Consider the following 24,846-nt stretch of genomic DNA (forward strand, 5'->3'; position numbering starts at 1 on the left):
TCCTATGCTTCCTTTGCAGCTTCGCTCTTTGCTTTCTCAATGACCTCATCAATGGTCCCTGCCATAAAGAAAGCATTTTCCGGATATTCATCCATATCACCGTTAATGATGGCTTTAAATCCCCGGATTGTCTCACTGACCGGAACATACTTTCCTTTCATGCCTGTGAAATTCTCCGCCACATGAAACGGCTGGGACAGGAACTTCTGGATTTTTCTTGCCCTGTATACTGCCACCTTATCATCCTCATCCAGTTCTTCCATTCCAAGAATTGAGATGATATCCTGCAGCTCTTTATACTTCTGAAGCAATTCCTGAACCTGCATTGCCACTTTGTAGTGCTCTTCTCCTACCACTTCAGCCTCCAGAATTCTGGATGTGGACTCTAATGGATCCACCGCAGGGTAGATTCCCTGTTCCACAATCTTTCTGGAAAGTACAGTGGTTGCATCCAAATGGGCAAATGTTGTTGCAGGTGCCGGGTCTGTCAGGTCATCTGCCGGAACATAGACTGCCTGGACAGAAGTGATAGAACCATTTTTTGTGGAAGTAATTCTCTCCTGAAGTTCTCCCACTTCATTAGCCAGCGTCGGCTGGTATCCAACTGCGGACGGCATACGTCCAAGCAGTGCTGACACCTCTGATCCCGCCTGTACATACCGGAAAATATTATCAATAAACAAAAGTACATTCTGATGTTCCTGGTCTCTGAAATACTCTGCCATCGTAAGGCCAGTCTGAGCCACTCTCATACGTGCTCCCGGCGGTTCATTCATCTGTCCGAATACCAGTGCGGTTTTGTCAATAACTCCGGATTCGTTCATCTCTGTCCACAGATCATTTCCTTCCCTGGAACGTTCTCCTACGCCGGTAAAAATAGAATAGCCTCCGTGCTCTGTTGCAATGTTATGGATCAGTTCCTGGATCAGAACGGTCTTTCCTACTCCGGCACCGCCGAACAAGCCGACTTTTCCGCCCTTGGCATAAGGCGCCAGCAGGTCGATGACTTTGATGCCGGTCTCCAGGATTTCCACTACCGGGCTCTGTTCCTCAAAGGTAGGAGGATCTCTGTGGATAACCCACTGTTCCTCTCCCTCCACCTGTTCTTTTCCGTCAATATTCTGTCCGAGCACATTAAACATTCTTCCCAGAGTCTGTTTCCCCACCGGAACCGTAATACCCGCACCTGTCGCTGTCACTTCCATGTCCTTTGACAAACCCTCGCTGGAGGCAAGCAAAATGCAGCGCACAATATTGTTGCCCATATGCTGGGCAGCTTCCATAACAAGCTTTTTTCCATCCAATTCTACTGTCAGTGCATCTTTAATCAGCGGAAGATACCCGCCGTCAAATTCCACATCCACCACCGGACCTAAAACCTGTACGATTTTTCCCTTTTCCATATCTTCACCACAATTCTTTCTATGTTCTAAAATTCATTACTTATTTTTTTGAAATGCTTTTGCACCGCTTACAATCTCTGTAATCTCCTGTGTAATCGCCGCCTGTCTGGCCCGGTTATACAATAAAGACAATTCTTTGATCATGTCTCTGGCACTGTCCGTGGCCCCCTGCATCGCCATCATGCGGGCATTCTGCTCGCTGGAAAAGGACTCTACAAGTGCTCCGTATATGAGCCCTTTTACATAGTTTGGAACCAGATGGTCCATAACGACTTTCGGAGATGGAGAATAATCCGCAATCTTGTGATATTTCTCCAATTCCACATTCATTTCTTCAAAACTCTGCCGTTTCAGCGGGAGAATCTGAATGATCTCAGGCTCTGCCTTAAGCGGAGTTATCATCTTTGTATAAATGATATAAATTTCATCCAGCTTCTCCTTGCGGTAAAGATCAACCAATGTCTCCGCAATATTTCTGGCCCGCCACATGCTGGGATCCTGGGCTGTATAAAGAAATTCCACGTCAATTCTTACATTCTTCTTCGTAAAATACTGCCGGCCCATCTGCCCGATCACAAACAGCGTATTATTGTTTCCCTTGTCAAGCTTCTCTTCTGCAAGCTTCAGCACATTGTGGTTATAAGCCCCGGCCATTCCTTTATCTGCAGTCATGACCACGTATCCCCTCTTTTTATCCTCCGGACTGATCTTCTTCCTCTGGTCAAAAAAGGTATGGCTGATCTCCGGTGAATGAAACAGAATATCTTTAATGGTGGACTGCAGAAGCTCAAAATAAGGAGCCGTGGCGTCCAGCTTTTCCCTGGCTTTCCGAAGCTTGGTGGAAGAGATCAGATACATTGCATTGGTGATCTTCATGGTCTCCTGAATACTCTTCATTCTGGAACGGATTTCTGTCATATTTGCCATGTATGCTCACCTACTTTTTAAATTCTTTGACCGCATTTACAATCTGTTTTGCCATCTCGTCCGTCAATACTTTCTTCTCATCAATCTCTTTGACCAGCTCACTGTATTTTGCCTCAAAGAACGATATCAGATCCTCTGTAAAGGATTTGATCTCCGCAGCCGGAACGTCCATAAACAGACGATTGTTTGCCGCACATAAAAGGATCACCTGTTTATGCAGACTCATCGGATGGTACAGCGGCTGTTTCAATAATTCCACTAAGCGGTTTCCATGGTCTAAAAGTTCCTTTGTCTGAGGGTCAAGATCTGAACTGAACTGTGTGAATACTTCCATTTCACGGAACTGTGCCAGATCAATTCTTAAGCTTCCGGATACTTTTTTCATGGCTTTCGTCTGTGCTGCCCCGCCCACACGGGAAACAGAAAGTCCTACATTGACTGCCGGCCGGATTCCTGAGAAGAACAAATCACTTTCCAGGAAAATCTGCCCGTCTGTTATGGAAATAACATTTGTCGGAATGTATGCGGATACATCGCCGGCCAGTGTCTCAATGATCGGCAGGGCAGTGATGGATCCGCCTCCATGTGCCTCATCCATCCTGCAGGAACGCTCCAGCAGTCTGGAATGCAGATAAAATACATCTCCGGGATAGGCCTCCCGTCCCGGCGGTCTCTGAAGAAGCAGTGACATTGCCCTGTAAGCTACCGCATGTTTGGACAGATCATCATAGACGATCAGAACATCTTTTCCCTTATCCATAAAATATTCTGCCATTGCTGTGCCGGAATACGGTGCTATATACTGTACCGGCGCCACATCGCTTGCTGAAGCCGATACCACAATGGAATAATCCATAGCATCATGCTTCTTCAGTGTAGAAACAATTTGGGCCAGCGTGGAAGCCTTCTGTCCGATTGCAACATATACGCATATAACATCTTTGCCTCTCTGATTCAAAATTGTGTCCACAGCGATGGATGTCTTTCCAGTCTGGCGGTCTCCGATAATCAATTCCCTCTGGCCCCGCCCGATCGGGAACATTGCATCAATAGCAAGAATTCCTGTCTCCATAGGCACATCTACAGATTTTCTCTCGATGACTCCGGCTGCTTCTCTCTCGATCGGCAGATAGGCATCTGTCTTAATCGGTCCGTTTCCGTCAATCGGCGCTCCCAGCGCATTGACCACACGTCCTACCAGCCCGTCTCCTACCGGAACTCCGGCACGTTTTCCGCTTCTTACCACTTTAGAACCTTCCACCAGTCCATGGTCGCTTCCAAGCAGCACACACCCGATGGTTTTCATCTCCAGATTCTGGACGATCCCCCTGGTACCGTTTTCAAACTCCACCAGTTCCCCGTACATCGCATGATTTAAACCATGTACGGTTGCAATACCGTCGCCAATCTGGATAACTGTGCCTTCCTCCTGCACCTGAATTTTGTTTTCATAATCTTCTATCTCACTTTTTAGAACTGAGATAATTCCTTCCGGATTTATATTGCCCAACTGTTTCACCTCCGCACAAGGCTGTTTTGTAATTTTGCAATGGAAGCTTTCACACTTCTGTCATATACATCATCACCTACGGTCAAAACGAATCCGCCGATTAAAGACGGGTCCTCCACAAGCCGCAGATCTACGCCTGTTTTATTATATTTCTGGCAGATCATTTTTTTGATGTCCAAAAGCCGTTCTTCATCCGGCTTCGTAACATAAGAAAATACTGCCGATGCTACTTCTTTTTTGCCTAAAACTAATTCATCATAGGATTCAAAAATGTCAAAGATACTGTCTGCCTCGCTATTGTCAGACACAACTTTAAAAAAACTTCTCACCGGTTCCGGGATCACCTTGTCGATGACTGCATGTTTTTCTTTTCGAGAGACTACCGGGCTTGCCAGTGCCGCCACAAGTTCAGGGCATTCCCTGCACAGCCTTTTTGTCTCGCTGATGTACTCTTCCGGAATCGTTAAGTCAAACAGTACTTTTGCATAGCTGTCCGTCAGCCCGTTCATTTGCCTGCACCCGCTTCCTTCAAAAAGTCATCCAGTATCTTTTCATTGGCTGCCTGATCTACATTCTCCTGAATCACTTTAGAAGCTGCCGCAATCGCCATACCGGCAATCTCATTCTGGATTCCCTGCATTGCCTTTTCTCTCTCTGTCTCAATGGTTTTATTTGCGTCCGCAATAACCTTGGACGCTTCCTCATTGGCATTCTTTAATATCCTCTGATATTCTTCTTTGCCCCGTTCCTTGGCTGTCTTTACGATCTGTGCCGCCTCCTGATTGGCATTTTTAAGCTCACCCTCGTACTTTTCTTTCAGCAGCCCGGCCTGGGTATTTTTTTGTTCGGCATCCTGAATCTGTCCGTTTATCATCTGTTCTCTCTTCTCGATCATTCCCATAACAGGCTTAAAAAGGATCTTTTTTAAGATCAGAAAGAATACAATGAGATTAACAAACGTCCACAGAAGCCCTGAGTTAAATGATAACACCTACACCGCCTCCAAGCTTATTAAAGTACAAACATAATGATGATAGCAACAACCAATCCATAGATCGCTGTGGATTCTGCCAGTGCACATCCTAACAATAATGTCTTGTTAATCTCCCCTGTTGCCTCCGGCTGTCTTGCGATCGCATCTGTCGCACCTGATGTTGCGATGCCGATACCAATTCCTGCTCCGATACCTGATAATACTGCTATTCCTGCTCCTAATGCTACTAATGACATAATCTACATCTCCTTATACTTAAATAATTTAATTTTTTGTTTCTTTGCTTTAATCCATTAGTTCCTTCATAAAAATTGCTGTCAGAAAAACAAACACATACATTTGGATCAGCCCGTCAAAAACGTCAAAATAAAAACTGAATGGAATGGGCACCAAGACAGGCGCTACGATCTTTAACAGTTCCATAATGACAAATCCGCCGAGAATATTTCCAAAAAGCCGCATACACAGTGACAGGGGCCTTATAAAGACTTCCAGCACATTAAGCGGTGCGATAAACGGAACCGGCTCTGCGAAGCTTTTCAGGAATCCTTTGAAACCCTTTCTTCGTATCCCTGAAAATTCAATCAGTATAATACTCATGATTGCCAGCCCGGCTGTCACATTGATGTCTTTTGTCGGCGGTGTCAGTCCAACCAAACCGCTCAAATTGGAAAGGCCGAGATAAATACCGACTGTCGCAAGATATGGAATGTATCCTTTTCCCTCATCCCCGAGAATCCCATGGAAAAACTTGTATACTCCCCCGACGACCGTCTCGATGCAGGCCTGCCTTCTTGTGGGGACGATCTGCAGATTTCTCACAAAGATCAGACACAATACGATGACAAAAGCCATAATACCCCACGTGACAACTACAGATTCCGGCACCGGAATTCCGCCGAAGATAGGAATCGTAAATGCTGTCTTGCTCACAAGCTCTTCCATCAACTTCTCCGATAAACTCATCGAACGCTCCTCCTTTCCTAAATTTGTAGTGAGTATAATACTCTGAATTTGCTTTGTCAATTCTAAAAAACAACCTATTTTCATCGATATTTTTCTATAAAAATTACTTTTTTGCCACTTGAAAAATTATTTTTGTTGGTCCTGCCAATTTTTATTGTGCAATTACGTCATTTTTATTGATATTTTTTTATTTTTATTGTGCATGTTATACCACCATTTAGCTACCAACAAAAAAGAGGTCAGATCATCCGATTTCTTCTTATTAAAAGAAGTACATCTTTCCGGCCTCAATTTCCCTGGTCCCTGCCCAGTTTCTTGTCTTCTGATTCTTAGTATATGCAGCCTGCTCTAAACTGATAATTCAATAATCATTTAGAATTATCTGATACCTTCACAAGCCATAAAAATCAGGTCAAAATTTGCAGGCTTTTTTCTCTGCAATTTGAATCAGTTCAAGTTCACTCTTAATATCACTCTCATAAGGATATGACTTCATCTGTTTCTCAAACCTTCTCTTTATTTACGGCCTGCAGCACTCACGCCTAGTGCGGCAGTCATACTGTTCTGCATTTCCTCATCAGAAGGCACAGCAAACCATTCCTCCGGCATATCTTTTAGACGGATACCGTGTGAAGTTTGTTCGTTTATTTTCAACTGAATCCAAAAAGAGCGCAAAACTTCAGGATTCTCTCCCAGTGAAACCGCATGAAAACTATCATTACCCGCCCTGTTAAAATGCATGGGTATCCCATTCAGAAAAGCTAATACAAAACCATTAAGGCTCAAAATCAGCAGAAATACTGATATAACAGGCCCCGCTTCAATCAGGATATAAAGTCCCAGAAAAATGATTCCGGTTAAAGTGTTCATGATACAGCCGCCGAGATGGTACAAAAAAACACACCTTATAAAGGCGTGCTCTCCAAATTTTATTCAGTTCAAAAATACCTGACTGCAGACAGACTTTGCTGTTTCGTCTCATCTTTGCTTTATAATGCGGATGACAGGAATCGAACCTGCACTCCGAAGAACTAGATCCTAAGTCTTGCAAGGGTTTGCGCCGTTTCCACATTACTTTATTTGCTGGGATGGCTAGATTCAAACTAGCGCATGCATGAGTCAAAATTTATTTGGTGCACCACCGGGGGGTCGAACCCCGGACCTTCTGATTAAGAGTCTGTTGCTTTTTTGACTATCCAGTGAAGCTTTATACTGTTATTAGCAGCTTGTGTCTAACAAGTTGTCCATAAGTAAAACATGAGATTCTTTCTTATTAAAAGTATCAGACCAGTATAACTGCTACTTGTTCTCTAATTATATAGCGTCAATTCTTAAATGTCAATAATTTGCAGATTATTTTTGTCAATGAAAAAAATGTATAAAATGACGGACTTTTATTTAAGCTTTCTTTATGCCATTTTTGTAATTGACAATTATCTTATACGATACAATATCAGCAGGTGTTTAGCACATTACTTGTGATAAACGCCTTGTTTACATATAATAGCCCTTAACCTTTCAGTATACTCAAAAGAAAAGAAGATGTTCAAAATGTAAACATCTTCTTTCTTTTGCATCTTCGTTGGTTAAGAGGGGCTATCTCTTATCACGGCTATTTTTTAGTTCATTTCTGTATTATCAATGTCTAAAATTCTAACTGATTCTTTTCCTTCTTCATTTTCATTTTTGATAACTAATTTATTATTACAGATACTATACCGTGTATAAGGTTGAAATACCCCTAATTTTCTTTCTTCTCCACTGTCTAAGTTTTTTCTATATAAGATTTCTTTATCATTTTTTTCATCAGATTTCTCTATATATGCCCATCCTTCAAAAATCCGCCATACCCAAATATTTTTTGATAACCCAAGTTTTATTTCCTTATCATTCTTTATATCATATATATATAATTCTTCAGATTTTTCTTTCTTTCCTTTTGATTTATATGTGATATAACCAATACTACTATTATTAGTCATATACCAGTTTTCAAGTTCTCTTTTTTCAGGTGGCAATTTGACCTCTACTTCTTCATCTTTGTTTTTCTTGTTTAAGTCAGCTTTCATAATTTTATCTTTATCTACATAGTAAGAAAAATGTTTATATACAAAGTCAAGAGATCCATTATGAATACCTTCTGTTAAGTGTTTTTTTTGGTGTCCTGAAAAATCCACTTTTGTTATTCCTGCCTTATCTTTTATGTCATTATATCCATAGTAAAAAATCCACCCTTTATAGACTGAAAAATTATCAAAACAACCTTTAGCATATGTTTTATAATCTTCTCCTTTTATATTTATGGATGATAATTCACCTGGGTCAAGATATGGCAGGAAAGTAAAGAAGATTCTATCATTGATTACTGTTAGTCTCTGAAAAGACCCTGCTCTGTTCATTCTAAAAATTTCTTCTTTTGTCGATACATTATCTTTTGTTCTATAAATCGTACCATTTTCTTCAAAATAGAAATAGCCTTTATAGTAATTGACAAACCAATCTACATCTCCATTTCCATTATAGGCCCTCAACTTTTTAATAAGTACTTTCACTTTTTCTTTTCCTTTTAAATTTTCAGTACTTGTATATTCGGGTATTTTTTCTCCATTTATATCTGTATTTACAAATGACCGTATTTCATCTTGCTTTGAACTGATTTCGCTTTGTTCCTTTGCATTAAGCATACCTATTTTTAAGACTTCATTTGCTTGATTAAATTCGCTACGTTCTATGTAACAATCTGCCATTCTCAGATACGGTTTTTCCTTTTTAGGTTTTATGCGGGAAGCCATAGCATAATATACCACTGCATCAATATATTGTTCTTTTTCTTCACTTGCTTTTGCTTGTTTTAAGTAACTTTGATACTGCATTTGTTGTGATACTATCTTTATACCGACCACACATAGGATAGTTATACAAAGAACTATGATTATTTTTAAAAACTTATTTTTAGGGAAGAGCATCTCTATTTTTTTCATGTTTTACTTATCCTTTCTGCCAAAAAAGATAATTGAAATAACACTTGTTCCAATTATCTTTTTTTGATTTCTTTGTAATATATTCCTTGTTTATAAAACTTAGTATATTATAGATGGATATTTTAAAAAGCTATCTCTCCATCTGGTGTTATATAATATACCAGCTGCATAGTTGGAGGGCCTGCTCCAACCTTTAATAATCCACAATAAAAGTCATCTGCACTCCATGGATACATGTCTCCTAAATCTATTACTTTTTGGTCATTGATATTATAGTAAGAAGTGTTATTTTTACTTTCACGCCCAAAAAAACTTATCAATCCAGCAGAAAATGTGTGACAAGTTCCTGGTTGCTCAATTGGCTCAAATACAAATTCGCCCTTTTTATTTAACACTGTATAGAAATCTTCTGAGTCTGGATTCCTTAGAATAATGGGGCAATATCCATCTTGAAAATAAGATATAGGATTGCAGTAGGGGTATTTAGATAAATCAATGACTAAATTCAGTTTTTTATCATAATACCCAGTTTTTTTTATCTTTTTTTTATTTTTTATCACTTCAAAATCTTCACCATCAACTGGTAAATTTACATATCCTGTCTCCTCATCTACTGTCAAATATATTAAGCCATCATGAAATGATCTATCAAAACCACGATTCATATAGGTTTCTAAATCTATAAATTCATTATTTTTTAGGTCATAGCACTTATCGCTATCATAATATAACATGGTTCCAATTGCTTTATATTGTAGTGAACCTATTTTAGAATCTAGTTTGTGATACCAACTTCCATCATTATCAATAATTCCATGATAAGTATTCGTTCCCTCTATATTGCTTACTCTTTTTTCTACAAAAGCGTATCCTTCAAAAGTATCTTCATTTGTATTTATTTTGTCATACTCTCCATCTTCTACGGAAGAAACTATATTTCCATTCTTGTCTATAACCTTTTTGTTATCTACAATTGCAATACCTCTTTTAAAATTTGTGGTCGGTTCTTCATTATCTTCTAATGTAAATAATACCTTTCCACTTGTATCTATTAGTTGCCAATTACTATTATCTTCCTTTGGTTTTACCCATGCTACATTTTCGGAAAAATTTCTTCCCTCCTTGTAATAGGTTTCTGTTTTTTTCTCTTCCTCTGTGGTTGTTGTTTCTTGTTTTGTTGCTTTTTTTACTGCTTTTTTATTTTCACAACCTATTAATAAGAAGAGGGAAAATACTACAATAAAAACTTTAAGCACTTTCTTCATGCTATTCCTCCTCATTGTTTCAGATCTGCATAGCAATTATCACAAGCAAAGGTTACAATTCCTAACCCATTGGTATAGTGATTCAATTCTTTATCGAATTTTTTATTACACACAACACACGTATGGCTATGATTTTCACAAATATAGTTTTTTTCTCCTTTTGTGGTTTCAAATTCTTTGGTTGGTCTGTCTCCACACCATTTACATCGTTCATCGGATGTATAACCACCAGAGCATCCAGTACAACCTATTAACAAGCTAATCAGCATAATTCCTAATGTTATTTTTTTCATCTGTATTTTCCTCCTATTCCACTGCTTCTGCACTAACAAAGGTCAGAGTTCCTTTTGGTCCTATTAATTCTAATTTCTCAAGTTTTGATTTTTTATAGATAAGGTTATAAGACATCTCTACTGTACCAATGTTCTCATTGTTAAGAGTTATTTTATCGCCCTGAATTTCATAGTTTCCGGTTTCTCCATCACCTGTCTGAAACATCCCATCATCATAAAATTCAAAGTATTGGGATGAATTATATGTGTTCTTTTCTTCATTGAATTGATACCATTTTCCAATAATTTTTTTCTGATTTAAGCTACATCCCATACAAGTAATCACTACTATTGTTAGTAGCAAGCCTAACATACTTTTTTTCATAGCACTTCTCATACTTCTTTTCCTTTCCACTTACGTTGGCTAAGAGGGGTTATCTTTTATCACGGCTATTTTGTCTTTACCCTTTTAATTGGGCTGAATGGGGTAAATGTTTTTTTGCCATTGCTATACTTATAGGCTCTTACTTTAAAATAATAATATTTCTTTTTCTTCAATCCTTTTTTGGTATACTTTAGTGATTTAGTTGTCTTTATTTTCTTATATCCAGAATTCTTTTTTCTTGACATATAGACTTCATATCCTTGTGAACCGGATACTTTCCACCATTTTAGATAGGCTTTTTTCTTTCCTTTTTTTAAAGAGGTTATTTTTGGATTCCGATTATAGAATTGGTATGTTGCTCTTAGGCCATATACAACCCCTTTTGGTTGGGTAGAATTCGGTTTCATCCTTATATAGTATGTCCCGGGATTTACTTTAATTTTACCTGTCTGTGTTTTTGTCTGATGAGGAAATATCGTTTTTGTTTTTAATTCGTTAATTCTAGAATTGTAAACTATTGTATACCAATAGAAATCCCCAAATCCTTTATATTCTCGATAGGCATGTGTTACACTTATATCCATATATCCTGCTGTTGGGACTTTTATTTTATAGTAATCATTATCCTCATATTCCATTTCCGTGCCATAAATAGTTTGATTGAACTTTATACTATCTGCTGTTCTAGTAGTATCATTAAATTCTGTTTCCCAATTAGAGGCTACTTTATAACTTACGTTTAACCTATATGGCAGTCCTATAGAGGAATCTGTTTGACTTGTCACCTTTATATAATAAGTGCCTGCATCAATTCCAATCTTAGGAGTTTTTGTATTAGTTTGATAAGCGTATACTTCCTCATACTCTGTCAGTTTTTCCATTTGATTATTATAAATAGTCATACGCCAATAGGATAGGCCGTATACGTCTATGTAATCATGATTAAAATTCACTTGAAAGTATCCTGTTTTTGGAATCGTTATTTTATAAAGGTTCACATCATCATAGTGATTTATCTTATCAGTTATGGTCGTATTTAATGCCATTGTTTTTTGTGTGGTGCTTCTTACCTGTTTACTTGTCCGACTTTTTGCTAAAACAGGGGATACATTCATTGAAATTGTTAATACCATAATTATTAAATATGTCACTATTTTCTTCATAAGCTCTCTCCTTTACTGACAATTCATATAACGTTGCTCTAATTTTAGGTTCTTTCCTCCTTTTCCTTAATTTTTCAACATTTCTTACTTCTATTATACTTTCTGCAACGTATTTTGCAAGTATATTTTACTTGCATATATGATTATATTATAGATTGCTAAATTAAGGATAGAATACATATAGGAGGTGTCTATATGTTTCAGATTAAAAAACCAACTTCATCCAATAAAACGATTCGTATGCCGGATGAATTGATTGAGGAACTGGAAGAATTAGCTTACCAAAATGACATTAGTTTTAATCAACTGGTGATTCAATGCTGTGGTTATGCTTTAGCCAACATGAATACAGACAAAAAAGAAATGGATTTAGAAAAGAAGAAAGAAATGTAAATAGCCTGTTGAAAATGTAACAAGTAGGGAGGAGGTAAGATACATTTTTATGTCTATGGCAAGTGGAAAAAAGCGGAAACCTCTTGAAAGCGGAAAAAAGCGTAAAAAGTAGGGGAGAGGTAAGATGCATTTTATGTCTATGGCAAGTGGAAAAAAGCGGAAAACCTTTTGAAAGTGGAAAAAAGCGTAAAAAATACCCTAGAGCAATAAAAAGCTATTGTTCTAGGGTATACTAAGCTATTTTTTAATTTTCTTCCTCTAGCTTCTTTTCTAAGATTTCAATTCGTTTAGCTGTATGTGGATGAGATGCTGTCAGTTTCTCTCTCCATGTCATGGTTTCATTTAAGGATATTTTTTGTAATAGGTATAGGGAAGATACCAGTTCTTCCCCAAAACCGCACTGATAAGCAAAATCATCCGCTTGCAACTCATTATATCGGCTGTTTAACGAAAGAAGGATATTTCCTAAATAAATAAAGACAAACAAGCATATTTCAAAACTAAACCGGGCTAACCAGGTTAGGCACTTGGTTAAAAGCATTCCCCATGAACTGTTTGAAATGAGCATTCCTATGAATTCTACGATAGACATAATAGTTCGTATTAATAAAACAATGACTGAAAAGAATAGGTTTCCTATGGTCGATAATAACAAAGCTTTTGTGTGTCCATAGGTGATATGACCTAACTCATGTGCTAACACTCCTTGTAGTTCTTCCTCTGAAAAGGTGTTGACAGCTCCTTTGGTAACCGCTATTGTTTTTCTGCCAATCGCAAAAGCATTGACATACATTTCATCTATGATATGTAGCTTTATCTCCCGGTTTAGCTTTGGATTTTCTTCTAGTGCTGCGTCATATACTTCTTCAAAAAGTGGCTCTAAGTATTCTTTCTCTTCTTGAGTAGATAAAGGCCTTAGATGCTCTATTTCTCTTAAAATACTTTCCCCTATGGGACTTAAGGCAATGCTTATGGATATAGTATAGATAACTAAGGCAATGACAAAACTCTCTTGTGATCCTCCTAAAATGGCCCAGGCTAATATAAAATATACAAGGAACCAGAGAAGATAGACACTATTTGATTTCACAAATTCTTTCATATTTCTGCTCTTTTCGACTTTTTAGATTACTTTTTCTACCTGAATCTTTGCATGGTAGCCGTCTTCTTTCGACATAAAAATTCCTTGTCCGATTCGTAACTTCTTAATATCATCCGGATGATAGATAAATTCTCTGGTATTTCTGGCAGAACCCAGACCCGTTTGGGCTGTCGTTCTTCCTTTTTGCTGTAACTGGTAACTGACATCCATGGTTTGTCTGGTGCCTAGAACGCTGGCCCAGTGCTCGGCATTAACAGCAGAATTTTGTCTTAGAACAAGGTAATTATTACAATTCTCTATGACTTGCTCTTTAAAAGCTTCTCCACATACTGCGTCTAAATCTGATAAACTTTGTGTAGCCAAAATACAGGTAACATCAGCACTTCTGGATTTATTAATTAAATCTAATAGCGTTGGCCCAGCATACACATTGATTTCATCAAATAGGAAGAAGGTTCTTCTCTGCCTTTCGGTAAACAGCTTGCTGACAGCTTTTTTGCTGTCGATTAAGACCAATCGTCCCATTACTGGACTGAGTTCTGGATAGATAAGGGGGTTGAGGATAAACAAAATAATGGCTTTTTCTTTCAAGGCAGTATAAATGTCAATGCCATCATCAGCAAATAACTTACCAATTTCAGATTCATAAATGGTACTGAATCTTGCCGTTGCGTCTTGGGCTATCTTACCACTGCTTTGTATTATATCGGCATTTAAGAGATGTTCTTCTTTTGTGATTCTTTCTTCTTTTAATAAAGCCGCACTTAAAGCTAGAAATTTATCCGGTGTCATATATTCTAGTATTTTCCCAAACGATAGTGGTATATTTGCCATATCCAGCAGTATAACAAGCTTTTGTAAATATCGTTCTGTATTTAGCTTATAGTGTTCTTCAGACCAATCGGTCATATTGATTAACATATCTTTAGCGACTGTAGGACTGGTATTTTGAAATGGATTATACTTAGAAGAGTAATAGGGGGTATTCAAATTGACAACATAAAGCTTCTTTTTTCCACTTTTGTTTAATTGCTGTACAATATCTAAGATAGAGCCGTTCCCTTGGTCTCCTTTACCGTCTACAATCAGCAGGGGATAGTCTTTTTCGATAGCTGACTTCATATAATTGGCTAATGCTACGGTTTTTCCACTGCCTGTGGTACCACAAATAAAGATATGCTTTGCATTGTCTTCTGTATATATTTTTCTTCTTCCTTTGGTTCCAATCAAGGTGCTATTGGAGGAATCCATATCTTTACGTTTTCTTCTGGGATTTTTGGTTATCTGTTTCAGCTCCTTTCTGAAATTAAATATCTTGCTAATTTCGGATTGTCTTCTTTTAGAATCTATCATGATAAGGAGGCCCATTCCAATACAACAGATAAGTGCTCCATTTGGATGGGAAAGGATTCCGTTTAACGATTTGGTAACAAATTTCTAACATAGTTTGTCACCTCCTCTAGTTGTATTATTGTAATGTTAGGGTAGGTAGTAGAATAGTTATCCAGAAGTGTTTTGATTTTGACTTTCGCTTTGGGGACAATCCACTTTTGTTCCTCATAGGCTAGAAAATTAGATTTAATATTTTTTTCAAGTCGTGCCTTAGCTTTTAAATTTAATTCGATTTCTACGGCATACGTTTTACTATTTTTTGTAAAAACAAAATCAGGCTTATGAGTTCTTACCCCGAAGCCCTCTTGTGAGTGTAATTCTTTTTCACTTTGCATATCGCTTAATGGTATCTTTTCTTTATATAGAAAATATATGACAGTGTCTAATACGGCTATATCGTGTGTGATCTGCTCTATCTTGATTTTATCTTTTCTTAATGAGTACCCCATTAATTTCTTTGCTTTTGCTGTCAAGTTGTATAGGCTTGGAACACCATACAAAATCCTTTTACGCTCTAAATAGCCATTGTCCAGCAGTATCTTTAATCTTCTGTCACAAGCCCTCTGTCCGGTAAAACTTGCTAGGTATCTCACATGTCTGCCCAGACAACACCTCCAACGCTCTATCTCTCTTAATATCTCATAATCTCTCTCGACTAACCTCACTACTCACTCACCACCGCATACTCTACTAAACTACTACTAAAACAAAACAGGCTCCGGTATTTATTATTTTTTTGTTCTGTCTGTTGTATATTCAGGTTGTAAGTGTGGGGTCTCGGGTTGTATAAGCCGAGACCCCACACTTACAACCCCTACAGAAAAAATGATAAATGCCGAAGCCGTCTGTGTTTGAATAATATTTAATTAATTGATAAATATATATGCGGTGTCTGGATAAACTAGAACACTTTTGTCATGAGTTGGTGGAACAGATTTTATTTATTATTTAGTAATGAATTTTTTAAAATTCCATCTAATCCTTTCAATTTTTATACTTAAACTGCATACAATAAAAATAGCAATACTCTAAATATAGAGACTGCTATTTAAATATTCGTAAAGTTCTTTACTTTACGAAAAAAATTAGTCAAACAGGATTTATAGTTGTTCTCTTTATTCATGACCAAAATTTTGACCCTTAATAGTTAACTATTTTTTCTATTGCTTCTATTTTATTTTGAAAAGATGGGTGAACATATCTATTTAAAGTTATATTTATACTGCTATGGCCCAATAATTCTGATATAGTTTTAATATCTATGCCGTTTTTGAATACAATTTGTTGCAAATGTGTGTCTCAACGTATGGAAATTACTATCTTTAAGTTCGCACTTCATTAATAGGTCTTTAAACTTGTATTGTAATAATCTAGGTTCTATAAATTGTTCTGTTCCAGTAAGAATATAAGTATTCTGTCTTTCTCCACTCAATGTTTTTATTAAAGGTTTTAAAATTGAGGGTATAGGAAGAGAACGTATTGAATTCATACTTTTTGGACTATCTATAATTATTTTAGTCTTAGATTCCAAAGAATCATCAAGATTTATAATACGTTGCATTGTTTTGTTAATAATCAGAATACCTGTATCTAATTGTAAGTCAAAATACTTTAAAGCACATAATTCTCCAATTCTAATCCCTGTAAACAGTGCCAATAAAAAACCCATGTTTAAATTATTTTTGTGATTAAAAAGATATTCAATTAATTTTTTTTGTTCCTCCGAATTAAATACTTCAACTTTTTTAACATCAATTCGCGGCAACAGCAAATCAAAATGGAAATTTATCATATAATTATGTGAAATTGCAAAATAGATAACTTGTTTAAATACAGAAGTAATATCTCTTATTGTTTTAGACGCTAACCCGTTTTTGAGATAGACTTTTGATAAAATTATTTAAGTAACTATTATTTAATTCTGTTAATTTTATATTCCCAAATTCATTTTTTATCAGATATTTTGATATAATGCTATAATATCTTGAATATGTCGATTCCTTAAATCGTATTTTAGATGCTTCTAGCCATTTCATGCTTACATCTCTAAGTTTTATATTACAAGTTGTAATTATTTCTTCTTTTTTAGTATCCAATAATTTATGTTTTACCTCAGAATAAGTTTTGCCATAAACAGATTTATAAACAGCTTTCCCTGAATTGTTTCTTCCAACAATGTACCTTCCTTCCCATCTACCATCTTTTCTCTTATGTATATTTTCACCTCTTCTTGCCATATTTCCTCCTTGACCCCTTGAATTACCATTAATAAAAACTATTCTCTATAGTATAAAACTTTTGTATAGTGTTTTTTCAAAAATTTGTAAAAAAAATAAATTTTTTTCTGGAAATTATTGACATATTATTTTATAACATGTATAATAAAAACAGATTTTGAATAAAAAGAAATTTCATAGAATAAAGAACTTTACGAATATTTAAAATTTAGTCATATTAATAGATTTAGTTATTATTTACAATTATTTTCTTTTTTATTCAAAATATATAAGGTTATTCAAGAGTTATTAGTAATTCCTCTTTCTAGCCGAATTTATAAAAATATATAAGTTTAAACTTGAATATACCTTTTTAGAAGTTCAGGGACTGTTGCACGCTTAATCTTTTCCGTGTTAGCAGTCCCTGAATATTTATTTCTCTGGTATTTTTAATTATACTATATAGTTATTTGGTAAATTAAATTAAGGCAAGCATACTATAATATCATGTACTGAGTGATATTATGTATCAATTTAGGTACTACTAAAATAAACATGAATGATGATTATATTCCCAAAACAAGAACAGGAATTGCAAAAAGAAAAATTAGAACATACAGTACAAAATATTGTAGAGAATTTAACAAAAAAGCAACTAACTTTTTATAAAAGTAGGTTGCTTTTTTATAAATATCACATTTTTATTACAGTTATATTTGAATTGATTCGATAGATGTGCCTAAACCGTCTGCCCACCTATCTGTATATGGCTAGGCATAAAAACGATGTATTCATTGAGTATGTAAAGTTTTATTTATTTTGCATATCCGATAAATTGTATAATGATAACAAAAATGGTCAAAAGAAATCATACATTTATCAATCAATTTTTCATTCACTTTATCTCATTTTTATTCTTTCTCCTTCTGTCTCTCTTAATATATTCTCTAATGGATTAAATTCATTAAATTGCATATGCAGTTCATTTCCATATATTTGAACGTATTCTTTTACTATATCCATACTGGAATGTCCCAGTATTTTTTGTAATCGAAAGATGTCTCCTCCATTTAAAATCCAGTTCTTTGCAAATGCGTGTCTAAATAAATGAAGAGAGGTTTTTTGTACTCCTCTTTTTCTGTTATATTTTTGTATTGAACTTTGAATTCCATGTACAGATAATTGGTTACCGTTTTCCGTACAAAATAAATAGTCTTCTGGATTACCTTTTCTATAAATCAGATATTCCTGTAATATCTTTGTTAAAGATTGGGATAGTGGAATAATTTGTTGTCTTCTATTTTTTGTTTTACTCAAGAATATTTCATTACTGTCATAGTGAATATCACAATTATGAACATTTAAGGCTGTTGAAATTCTATTTCCTGTACCCAATAAATAATTAATTAGTGCCCAATCTCTGTATTCTGCAAAACTACATTTTTTTATATCTGGTTTTTTTAACAAAATCCTTAATTCTTCATCGGTATAGGTTTCTTTAATTTTCTTTGTAGCTTTTATCAGTTTAACGCTGAACGTCTTGATATAGCCTCTATCCATACCATAGTATAAGATTGCCCTTATGCCTCTTAAATAAGAATTAATGGAAATATCATTTGCATTAGGATGTTCTGTTCTTAAATAGGTAATATAACCGTAAAATGTATCCGATGTCACCATATCGCATGTGTTTTCTTCACTAAAATATTCAGAAAAATATTGGAAACACTTTTCATAGTATCCAATCGTACGTGAAGATAAATTGTTGATAACCTTAAAGTCAATGAATTGCTGAAACATTTCTTTTAGTGTTATCGCTGAACTGTTTTGTTGTAAACGAATTTTTCCCATAAAATCGACCCACTTTCTTTTAATAAATTATATTAATCATAAGTCGACCTAATACTTTTTTTAGAAAAAATGAGGTAGGAGATTCTCCAAAAACCATGGAAAAATCTCACGCCTTCCGTTTACTTTTAGACCTTTTATTAGATTATGGTAAGCTAAATACAAAAATAGGACAAACTCGCTGTTATTCTAACGATTGTCCCATTTTGAATCAAATAATGATAATGCGGATGACAGGAATCGAACCTGCACTCCGAAGAACTAGATCCTAAGTCTAGCGCGTCTGCCAGTTCCGCCACATCCGCATAAAAAATGCCATCTATAATAAATAGTATAGATGACGAAGTGAGCGTGCGGGGATTCGAACCCCGGACAACTTGATTAAAAGTCAAGTGCTCTACCACCTGAGCTACACACCCGTACTGGGCTAGCTGGATTCGAACCAGCGAATGCAGCAGTCAAAGTGCTGTGCCTTACCGCTTGGCGATAGCCCATTATCTTCAGGAAATCCAGTAGTCCTGTAACTAGATAATAAAAAAGGGTGGGTAATGGGATTCGAACCCACGGCCTCCAGAGCCACAATCTGGCGCGCTAACCAACTGCGCTATACCCACCATAAATATAAATTATTTCAAAAAGGCGAAATAAAAACGAGCCTGAGGGGATTCGAACCCATGACCTACGGCTTAGAAGGCCGTTGCTCTATCCAACTGAGCTACAGACTCATACATATAACTGTATATATGTTTTGCTTGGCAAAGCCAAAGCGGGTGATGGGAATCGAACCCACGTGATCAGCTTGGAAGGCTGGAGTTCTACCATTGAACTACACCCGCAAAGTCGGGGTGACAGGATTCGAACCTGCGACCTCTTGATCCCAAATCAAGCGCTCTAGCCAAGCTGAGCCACACCCCGGTATGTAATACCTTCTTGAAAGACTTTCCAAAACTGCTTTTGTTTGGCTGCTGTCTTTCTCACAAGCAAGATTTATTATACTGGACAGGCGGACAAAAGTCAACATCTTTTTTGTATTTTTTTAAAACTGCCGAAAACCGCATAAACACTGGGCCTGAGACGTATTTCACCGCTGCTGTAAGAAAAAACTTTTATTTTTTTCTCAATATCTCGTGAAAAGAAATGTCATTTTCACCAGTTCACCGGCATACAAAACAGGAGATGTCTTCCCCATAAAATGCAAAAGAGGACATCCCGAACCGGAATGTCCTCTATAACTTTTTATTCTTCTTCCTCTTTTGCAGATAATTTTATATCATCTTCATCTTCAAAGAAATCATCGTCAAAATCGTCATCAAAATCATCGTCAAAGTCTTCCATATAATCCGGAGTCAGATACTTGTAGACCGCGTATGCAATCCCTGCTACTGCTGCAATCGCACCGATGATGGCCAGAGCCCAGACAATTTTATTATCTTCTTTGTCTTTCTTGTGCATAATGTCTGATACCTTTGCCGCACTTAGTAAATCGTCAAAACTTTTCATGTCATTCACCCTTTCTTATGTGTTTTTTTTATTATATCACTTATCCCGTTTCATTACTAATCTTTTTTCTAATTTTGCTCGGTTTTCTTTAATTTTGCAAAGGATGCAAACATCTTCTTGATGCCATGCTTTTCAAAGTCTACTGTCACCTCATAATCCCGTCCTCCGGAGACAATTTCCTTGACTGTTCCGGGGCCGAATTTTATATGGCTTACCCGGTCCCCTACACCGTAGGAAAGAGTTTCAGATTTTGGTTCTGCAAACTGCCGTTTTTGGAACGGTTTTCTGAACTGAGTTCTTCTGTTGGAGGAAAAGATATCATGATCCGGGCGTTTGTCATTTAGGTTCACACCGTAGTCCAGCTTTAAAAGTCCCTGAGGGATCTCATCAATGAAACGGGAGACTTTATTGAACTGAGTTCTTCCCTGCATCATTCTGCGCTTTGCAGCGCTCAAATAAAGCCGTTCCTTGGCTCTGGTAATTCCTACATAACAAAGCCGCCTCTCCTCCTCCAGTTCTTCCTGATCTTCAGAAATGATAGTCATATAGCTTGGGAAAATGCCGTCTTCCATGCCGCTGATGAACACATACGGAAACTCCAGTCCCTTGGCACTGTGCAGAGTCATTAAAATCACCCGGTTATCTGAATCTTCCAGATTGTCAATGTCCGCCACCAAAGCGATCTCTTCCAAAAGTCCGGAAAGTGTCGGTTCCTCTGCAGTCTCTTCATATGCAACGATCTTATTTAAAAGTTCGTTGATATTTTCGATTCTGGCAAGCGCCTCCTCTGTCGCTTCGGCTTCCAGTCCCTTGACATATTCTGTTTTATCCACGATATAGTGAAACAGGTCTTCCAGACTTCCTTTTTCCGCCTGCTCCCTGAAATCTGAAATAAGACCGGCAAACTTTTCAATTTTCTTTTTGGCATTGGCAAGAGATTCAATCTGTCTTGCATCAAAACAGGCATCCAGAAAGCTGATATTCTGCTCAATGGCATAGGCCTGGACCTTATCTATGGTCGTCGCTCCGATACCTCTTCTCGGCACGTTGATGATTCTCTTCACAGCCAGGTCATCAAGGCCGTTGTCTACCGCTTTGAGATAAGAGATCACGTCTTTTACCTCTTTCCTCTGGTAGAAATTCGTTCCCCCGACAATCCTGTAAGGAATGTTTTTAATCATAAATTTCTCTTCAAAAATACGGGACTGTGCGTTGGTTCGGTAAAGAATCGCAATGTTTTTATACTCCACACCTTCCTTTGCAAGGCGGCCGATCTCTTCCACGATCTGACCCGCCTCTTCATATTCTGTCCCATACTGGTGAAATACAATCGTATCTCCGTCATCATTTTCTGTCCAGAGCGCTTTTTCTTTCCGTCCCTTGTTATTCCTGATGACTTCGTTGGCGGCATTCAGAATATTTTTTGTAGATCTGTAATTCTGTTCCAGCTTAATCACTGCTGCATCTTGAAAAACACCTTCAAAGTTTAAAATGTTTTTGATGTTAGCCCCACGGAATTTATAAATGGACTGGTCATCATCTCCCACGACACACAGATTTCCATACTTTCTCGCAAGCATACTGATCAGCTGGAACTGAATGGTATTTGTGTCCTGGTACTCATCTACCATGATATAGCGGAACCGTTCCTGATAATAATCCAGTATTTCCGGATGAAACTGAAACAGCTCCACTGTCTTAAATAACAGATCATCAAAATCCAGAGCATTGTTTGCTTTCAGCTGCTTCTGATACTCTTTGTAGATTTCTGCAATCTTTTTTTTCTTAAAATCATAGTTATATCGGGTCTCATATTCTCCCGGTGTCATAAATTCATCTTTTGCAGAGGAGATCGCATTCATAATCGAACGCTCCGGCATGGACTTTGTATCGACCTTAAACTGTTTGCAGATCCCGCGGATCAAAGACTTCTGGTCATCGCTGTCATAGATCGTAAAGCTGTTGTCATAGCCCAGCTTATCGATATGCCTTCTGAGTATGCGGACACATGTGGAATGAAACGTGCTGACCCATATATGTTCTGCCCCGGAGCCAACCAAAGCATCTACCCGCTCTCTCATTTCCTTTGCTGCTTTGTTTGTAAATGTGATAGCCATAATGTGATAGGGATTGACTCCCTGTTCTATCAGATACGCGATTCTGTGCGTCAGAACCCTTGTCTTGCCTGAGCCTGCTCCGGCCAGCAGAAGCAGAGGCCCTTCCGTACAAAATACGGCTTCCCGCTGCTGTTCATTTAATGTATCATATATGCTCATATGTAATATCCTTTCTTGCTCCTATTCTACTTCTGTTTAACCTTCCTTTCCGGTAAGACTATCTATCATTATACTACATTCAGGCAAAAAAAGAAGCGATAAATATGTATCGTAACCACTTGTCATATAGTATAAAAGACCGTATAATGTAGTTATCATACAATCAAGGAGGACGATGTATGGATGATTTAAAAGACAAGCTTTCCAAATGGCTGGAGCTGGATTATATTCTTCCGGAAGATATCCCAAATATCGACCTGTATATGGACCAGATCACGACTTTTATGGACACAGAATTAAAAAATTCCACACGGTTTGAGGGCGATAAGATTTTTACCAAGACCATGATTAATAATTATTCAAAAAATGACCTGCTGCCGCCTTCCAGCAAAAAAAAGTATTCCAGAAATCATATGATTCTTTTAATATATATCTATTATCTGAAAAACTTTATGTCAATCTCAGATATTAAGTCACTTCTGGCCCCTCTGAAGGATCATTTTTATGAGGATGACAGGGAGCTTTCATTCTATGATATCTATGAAGAGATCTACAGGCTGGAACATGGGCAAAAACCAGTCATTGCAGAGTCTGTCGGTGATGACCTCAATAAGGCAAAAGAATCTTTTTCTTTTGTAAAAGATAAAAAAGACAGGGAACTGCTTCAGACATTTTCCTTTATCACACTTCTTTGCTATGACATCTATGCAAAAAAACAGCTGATTGAAAAAATGATCGATAATCTGTATACCCCAGAATCAGATGCAGACAAAAAAGATAAAAAAAAGAAGAAATAGACTGCGTCTATTTCTTCATTCTTTTAAATACCAAATCATACCCGTCGCTTCCATAGTTTAGAGAACGGTTCACCCTGCTGATCGTTGCTGTGGATGCTCCGGTCTTTTCTGCCACTTCCAGATAGGTATGCTTTTCCCTGAGCATTGAGGCTACTTCAAAACGCTGTGCCAGGGATTCCAGTTCATTCACCGTACACAGATCCTCAAAAAAAGTGAAGCACTCTTCCTCCGTCTCCAACGTAAGAATCGCCTGAAAAAGCCGTTTCGCGGCCTCTGTTTTTATCTTTTTGCTCATAATCTGCTGCTCCTTTTCCTGCATCGGCATCTCGATGCTTGATTAATTTTAATATACAGCATCAGTGCGTTAAAGTAAAGAAGAATTGCACCGTTTTTTTGTTTCCGCATATTCTATTAAATAAAGTATTTTTAGGAGTTTTTATGAAAGTAAAAAAACTTGCTGCCGTCTTTCTGTCATCTGTCATGGCCCTGGGCGCTTTGTCCGGATGCCAAACCTCAAAATCTGAAGAAAAGACAAAAAAACTCACCAAGGTTACCCTGAATGAAGTCACCCATTCTGTCTTTTATGCCCCGCAGTATGTAGCCATCGAAAAAGGCTATTTTAAAGATGAGGGCATCGATCTGAAAGTCGATACAGGCTTTGGCGCAGACAAAAGCATGACCGCCTTGATCTCCGGAAACGCAGATATCGGATTTATGGGACCGGAAGCCAGCATCTATCAGTACAATGAAGGAAACCAGGATTATGCAGTCAACTTTGCCCAGCTGACTCAGCGTGCAGGAAACTTCCTCGTTTCCAGAAAAAAAATCAAAAACTTCTCTTGGGATGATATAAAAGGAAAAGAACTGATCGGCGGACGAAAGGGCGGAATGCCTCAGATGATCCTGGAATACGTTCTGAAGAAAAAGAAAATTGATCCCAATAAGGATGTCAAAATGGTTCAAAACATTGACTTCGCCAACACTTCCGGTGCTTTTTCCGGCGGAACGGGTGATTTCACCGTAGAATTTGAGCCTAATGCAACAGCACTTGAAACCCAGGGTGCAGGATATGTCGTAGCCTCTTTGGGTGTAGAAAGCGGTTTTGTTCCTTACACAACCTACTGTGCGAAAAAGAGCTATATGAAAAAGAATCCGAAGATCATCCAGGGCTTTACCAATGCCATTAAAAAAGGCCAGGAATATGTAACCGCCCACTCACCGGAAGAAATCGCAGCTGTCATCGGTGGACAGTTCCCTGATGTATCCAAAAATGATCTGATTACGATCATCAAGCGTTATAAAGACCAGGACACCTACAAAGAAGATCCTGTATTCAGCAAAGAAGGCTTTTCCCTTCTCCAGGACATTTTAAAAAATGCCGGAGAACTGGACGACAGCGTTCCGTTTGATAAGCTGGTAAACAACAGCTTTGCAGAAAAAGCCAAATAGCAGACAG

The 24,846-nt window shown here is 37.4% G+C and carries 26 protein-coding genes and 7 tRNA genes; 3 read left to right on the forward strand and 30 right to left on the reverse strand.

The features are described 5' to 3' along the window. Window positions 1-2: 2 nt before the first annotated feature. The 13 genes from atpD to KH180_RS07815 form a co-directional block, all read right to left on the reverse strand. Window positions 3-1,403 (reverse strand): F0F1 ATP synthase subunit beta, encoded by a 1,401-nt coding sequence (gene atpD, locus KH180_RS07755; RefSeq protein ID WP_290758743.1) that lies wholly within the window; start codon window positions 1,401-1,403, stop codon window positions 3-5. A 36-nt stretch (window positions 1,404-1,439) separates the two neighbouring features. Then, window positions 1,440-2,330: an ATP synthase F1 subunit gamma gene (gene atpG, locus KH180_RS07760; RefSeq protein ID WP_290758746.1), complete on the reverse strand. Its 891-nt coding sequence runs from the start codon at window positions 2,328-2,330 to the stop codon at window positions 1,440-1,442. A 10-nt stretch (window positions 2,331-2,340) separates the two neighbouring features. After that, window positions 2,341-3,840: a F0F1 ATP synthase subunit alpha gene (gene atpA / locus KH180_RS07765; protein WP_290758749.1), complete on the reverse strand. Its 1,500-nt coding sequence runs from the start codon at window positions 3,838-3,840 to the stop codon at window positions 2,341-2,343. Window positions 3,841-3,845: 5 nt separating this feature from the next. Further along, window positions 3,846-4,349 carry an ATP synthase F1 subunit delta gene (gene atpH / locus KH180_RS07770; protein WP_290758751.1) on the reverse strand — a complete coding sequence of 168 codons (504 nt, stop codon included), beginning with the start codon at window positions 4,347-4,349 and terminating at the stop codon, window positions 3,846-3,848. Further along, window positions 4,346-4,831: a F0F1 ATP synthase subunit B gene (gene atpF, locus KH180_RS07775; RefSeq protein WP_290758753.1), complete on the reverse strand. Its 486-nt coding sequence runs from the start codon at window positions 4,829-4,831 to the stop codon at window positions 4,346-4,348. Before atpF ends, atpH begins: the two co-directional genes overlap by 4 nt. 20 nt (window positions 4,832-4,851) lie before the next feature. After that, entirely contained in the window at window positions 4,852-5,070 is a 219-nt protein-coding gene (atpE, locus tag KH180_RS07780) for an ATP synthase F0 subunit C (RefSeq protein WP_006568949.1), read from the reverse strand. Window positions 5,071-5,119: 49 nt separating this feature from the next. Continuing rightward, entirely contained in the window at window positions 5,120-5,800 is a 681-nt protein-coding gene (locus KH180_RS07785) for a F0F1 ATP synthase subunit A (RefSeq protein WP_290758758.1), read from the reverse strand. 516 nt (window positions 5,801-6,316) lie between these two features. Continuing rightward, on the reverse strand, window positions 6,317-6,670 hold the full coding sequence (locus KH180_RS07790) for a hypothetical protein (protein WP_290758762.1): 354 nt from the start codon (window positions 6,668-6,670) through the stop codon (window positions 6,317-6,319). 749 nt (window positions 6,671-7,419) lie between these two features. After that, window positions 7,420-8,781, reverse strand: coding sequence for a tetratricopeptide repeat protein (locus tag KH180_RS07795; protein WP_290758765.1), 1,362 nt, complete (start codon window positions 8,779-8,781; stop codon window positions 7,420-7,422). Window positions 8,782-8,903: 122 nt separating this feature from the next. After that, window positions 8,904-10,046, reverse strand: a complete 1,143-nt coding sequence (locus KH180_RS07800; protein WP_290758768.1) for a hypothetical protein — start codon at window positions 10,044-10,046, stop codon at window positions 8,904-8,906. Window positions 10,047-10,057: 11 nt separating this feature from the next. Then, complete coding sequence (locus tag KH180_RS07805) at window positions 10,058-10,339, reverse strand: hypothetical protein (protein WP_290758771.1); 282 nt, start codon at window positions 10,337-10,339, stop codon at window positions 10,058-10,060. 13 nt (window positions 10,340-10,352) lie between these two features. Then, window positions 10,353-10,715, reverse strand: coding sequence for a lipocalin-like domain-containing protein (locus KH180_RS07810; RefSeq protein WP_290758773.1), 363 nt, complete (start codon window positions 10,713-10,715; stop codon window positions 10,353-10,355). A gap of 53 nt (window positions 10,716-10,768) precedes the next feature. Beyond that, window positions 10,769-11,866, reverse strand: coding sequence for a hypothetical protein (locus tag KH180_RS07815; RefSeq protein ID WP_290758776.1), 1,098 nt, complete (start codon window positions 11,864-11,866; stop codon window positions 10,769-10,771). A 195-nt stretch (window positions 11,867-12,061) separates the two neighbouring features. On the opposite strand from KH180_RS07815, the gene KH180_RS07820 reads away from it, so the two are divergent. Continuing rightward, window positions 12,062-12,259, forward strand: a complete 198-nt coding sequence (locus KH180_RS07820) for a YlcI/YnfO family protein (protein ID WP_290758779.1) — start codon at window positions 12,062-12,064, stop codon at window positions 12,257-12,259. Between the two features lie 244 nt (window positions 12,260-12,503). Here the strand turns inward: KH180_RS07820 and KH180_RS07825 are convergent, their stop codons facing one another. From KH180_RS07825 to pcrA, 16 genes are all read right to left on the reverse strand, one after another. After that, window positions 12,504-13,361 (reverse strand): M48 family metalloprotease, encoded by an 858-nt coding sequence (locus KH180_RS07825; RefSeq protein WP_290758782.1) that lies wholly within the window; start codon window positions 13,359-13,361, stop codon window positions 12,504-12,506. A gap of 21 nt (window positions 13,362-13,382) precedes the next feature. Continuing rightward, window positions 13,383-14,714, reverse strand: coding sequence for a type IV secretory system conjugative DNA transfer family protein (locus KH180_RS07830; protein ID WP_290758786.1), 1,332 nt, complete (start codon window positions 14,712-14,714; stop codon window positions 13,383-13,385). Window positions 14,715-14,776: 62 nt separating this feature from the next. After that, window positions 14,777-15,418 (reverse strand): hypothetical protein, encoded by a 642-nt coding sequence (locus KH180_RS07835; RefSeq protein WP_290758789.1) that lies wholly within the window; start codon window positions 15,416-15,418, stop codon window positions 14,777-14,779. A 475-nt stretch (window positions 15,419-15,893) separates the two neighbouring features. Then, complete coding sequence (locus tag KH180_RS16955; protein ID WP_442859908.1) at window positions 15,894-16,043, reverse strand: tyrosine-type recombinase/integrase; 150 nt, start codon at window positions 16,041-16,043, stop codon at window positions 15,894-15,896. Next, window positions 16,006-16,545, reverse strand: a complete 540-nt coding sequence (locus KH180_RS16960) for a site-specific integrase (protein ID WP_442859909.1) — start codon at window positions 16,543-16,545, stop codon at window positions 16,006-16,008. Before KH180_RS16960 ends, KH180_RS16955 begins: the two co-directional genes overlap by 38 nt. 64 nt (window positions 16,546-16,609) lie before the next feature. Continuing rightward, window positions 16,610-16,990: a hypothetical protein gene (locus KH180_RS07840; protein ID WP_290758792.1), complete on the reverse strand. Its 381-nt coding sequence runs from the start codon at window positions 16,988-16,990 to the stop codon at window positions 16,610-16,612. 879 nt (window positions 16,991-17,869) lie between these two features. Next, the gene (locus tag KH180_RS07845; protein WP_290758795.1) at window positions 17,870-18,820 is read right to left on the reverse strand and encodes a tyrosine-type recombinase/integrase; all 951 of its coding nucleotides are present in this window, start codon (window positions 18,818-18,820) and stop codon (window positions 17,870-17,872) included. Window positions 18,821-19,042: 222 nt separating this feature from the next. Further along, window positions 19,043-19,122: transfer RNA gene (locus tag KH180_RS07850), tRNA-Leu, on the reverse strand. Window positions 19,123-19,163: 41 nt separating this feature from the next. Next, a tRNA-Lys gene (locus KH180_RS07855) sits at window positions 19,164-19,236 on the reverse strand. Window positions 19,237-19,239: 3 nt separating this feature from the next. Continuing rightward, window positions 19,240-19,311: transfer RNA gene (locus KH180_RS07860), tRNA-Gln, on the reverse strand. Between the two features lie 46 nt (window positions 19,312-19,357). Then, window positions 19,358-19,431 (reverse strand) — tRNA-His (locus tag KH180_RS07865). Window positions 19,432-19,468: 37 nt separating this feature from the next. Next, window positions 19,469-19,542, reverse strand: a tRNA-Arg gene (locus KH180_RS07870). A gap of 40 nt (window positions 19,543-19,582) precedes the next feature. After that, window positions 19,583-19,653, reverse strand: a tRNA-Gly gene (locus KH180_RS07875). 4 nt (window positions 19,654-19,657) lie between these two features. Further along, window positions 19,658-19,732 (reverse strand) — tRNA-Pro (locus KH180_RS07880). Window positions 19,733-20,053: 321 nt separating this feature from the next. Beyond that, window positions 20,054-20,317 carry a DUF4366 domain-containing protein gene (locus KH180_RS07885; protein WP_095142895.1) on the reverse strand — a complete coding sequence of 88 codons (264 nt, stop codon included), beginning with the start codon at window positions 20,315-20,317 and terminating at the stop codon, window positions 20,054-20,056. 68 nt (window positions 20,318-20,385) lie between these two features. Continuing rightward, on the reverse strand, window positions 20,386-22,593 hold the full coding sequence (gene pcrA, locus KH180_RS07890; protein ID WP_290758801.1) for a DNA helicase PcrA: 2,208 nt from the start codon (window positions 22,591-22,593) through the stop codon (window positions 20,386-20,388). Between the two features lie 179 nt (window positions 22,594-22,772). On the opposite strand from pcrA, the gene KH180_RS07895 reads away from it, so the two are divergent. Beyond that, window positions 22,773-23,390 carry a DUF1836 domain-containing protein gene (locus tag KH180_RS07895; protein ID WP_290758806.1) on the forward strand — a complete coding sequence of 206 codons (618 nt, stop codon included), beginning with the start codon at window positions 22,773-22,775 and terminating at the stop codon, window positions 23,388-23,390. 7 nt (window positions 23,391-23,397) lie between these two features. Here KH180_RS07895 and KH180_RS07900 read toward each other — a convergent pair whose 3' ends face one another. Next, window positions 23,398-23,685 (reverse strand): YerC/YecD family TrpR-related protein, encoded by a 288-nt coding sequence (locus tag KH180_RS07900; protein ID WP_290758810.1) that lies wholly within the window; start codon window positions 23,683-23,685, stop codon window positions 23,398-23,400. A gap of 143 nt (window positions 23,686-23,828) precedes the next feature. Between KH180_RS07900 and KH180_RS07905 the strand changes: the two genes are divergently transcribed. Beyond that, on the forward strand, window positions 23,829-24,839 hold the full coding sequence (locus tag KH180_RS07905) for an ABC transporter substrate-binding protein (protein ID WP_290758813.1): 1,011 nt from the start codon (window positions 23,829-23,831) through the stop codon (window positions 24,837-24,839). The last annotated feature ends 7 nt before the right edge of the window (window positions 24,840-24,846 follow it).

This window comes from Anaerostipes sp., assembly GCF_018381315.1.
GTDB lineage: Bacteria > Bacillota > Clostridia > Lachnospirales > Lachnospiraceae > Anaerostipes.

Coding starts and splice junctions, on each gene's coding strand:
- atpD (WP_290758743.1), bottom strand. CDS start 1,403: ATGGAAAAGGGAAAAATCGTACAGGTTTTAGGTCCGGTGGTGGATGTG.
- atpG (WP_290758746.1), bottom strand. CDS start 2,330: ATGGCAAATATGACAGAAATCCGTTCCAGAATGAAGAGTATTCAGGAG.
- atpH (WP_290758751.1), bottom strand. CDS start 4,349: ATGAACGGGCTGACGGACAGCTATGCAAAAGTACTGTTTGACTTAACG.
- atpE (WP_006568949.1), bottom strand. CDS start 5,070: ATGTCATTAGTAGCATTAGGAGCAGGAATAGCAGTATTATCAGGTATC.
- KH180_RS07785 (WP_290758758.1), bottom strand. CDS start 5,800: ATGAGTTTATCGGAGAAGTTGATGGAAGAGCTTGTGAGCAAGACAGCA.
- KH180_RS07790 (WP_290758762.1), bottom strand. CDS start 6,670: ATGAACACTTTAACCGGAATCATTTTTCTGGGACTTTATATCCTGATT.
- KH180_RS07795 (WP_290758765.1), bottom strand. CDS start 8,781: ATGAAAAAAATAGAGATGCTCTTCCCTAAAAATAAGTTTTTAAAAATA.
- KH180_RS07800 (WP_290758768.1), bottom strand. CDS start 10,046: ATGAAGAAAGTGCTTAAAGTTTTTATTGTAGTATTTTCCCTCTTCTTA.
- KH180_RS07805 (WP_290758771.1), bottom strand. CDS start 10,339: ATGAAAAAAATAACATTAGGAATTATGCTGATTAGCTTGTTAATAGGT.
- KH180_RS07810 (WP_290758773.1), bottom strand. CDS start 10,715: ATGAGAAGTGCTATGAAAAAAAGTATGTTAGGCTTGCTACTAACAATA.
- KH180_RS07815 (WP_290758776.1), bottom strand. CDS start 11,866: ATGAAGAAAATAGTGACATATTTAATAATTATGGTATTAACAATTTCA.
- KH180_RS07820 (WP_290758779.1), top strand. CDS start 12,062: ATGTTTCAGATTAAAAAACCAACTTCATCCAATAAAACGATTCGTATG.
- KH180_RS07825 (WP_290758782.1), bottom strand. CDS start 13,361: ATGAAAGAATTTGTGAAATCAAATAGTGTCTATCTTCTCTGGTTCCTT.
- KH180_RS07830 (WP_290758786.1), bottom strand. CDS start 14,714: ATGATAGATTCTAAAAGAAGACAATCCGAAATTAGCAAGATATTTAAT.
- KH180_RS16960 (WP_442859909.1), bottom strand. CDS start 16,545: ATGATAAATTTCCATTTTGATTTGCTGTTGCCGCGAATTGATGTTAAA.
- KH180_RS07840 (WP_290758792.1), bottom strand. CDS start 16,990: ATGGCAAGAAGAGGTGAAAATATACATAAGAGAAAAGATGGTAGATGG.
- KH180_RS07845 (WP_290758795.1), bottom strand. CDS start 18,820: ATGGGAAAAATTCGTTTACAACAAAACAGTTCAGCGATAACACTAAAA.
- KH180_RS07885 (WP_095142895.1), bottom strand. CDS start 20,317: ATGAAAAGTTTTGACGATTTACTAAGTGCGGCAAAGGTATCAGACATT.
- pcrA (WP_290758801.1), bottom strand. CDS start 22,593: ATGAGCATATATGATACATTAAATGAACAGCAGCGGGAAGCCGTATTT.
- KH180_RS07895 (WP_290758806.1), top strand. CDS start 22,773: ATGGATGATTTAAAAGACAAGCTTTCCAAATGGCTGGAGCTGGATTAT.
- KH180_RS07900 (WP_290758810.1), bottom strand. CDS start 23,685: ATGAGCAAAAAGATAAAAACAGAGGCCGCGAAACGGCTTTTTCAGGCG.
- KH180_RS07905 (WP_290758813.1), top strand. CDS start 23,829: ATGAAAGTAAAAAAACTTGCTGCCGTCTTTCTGTCATCTGTCATGGCC.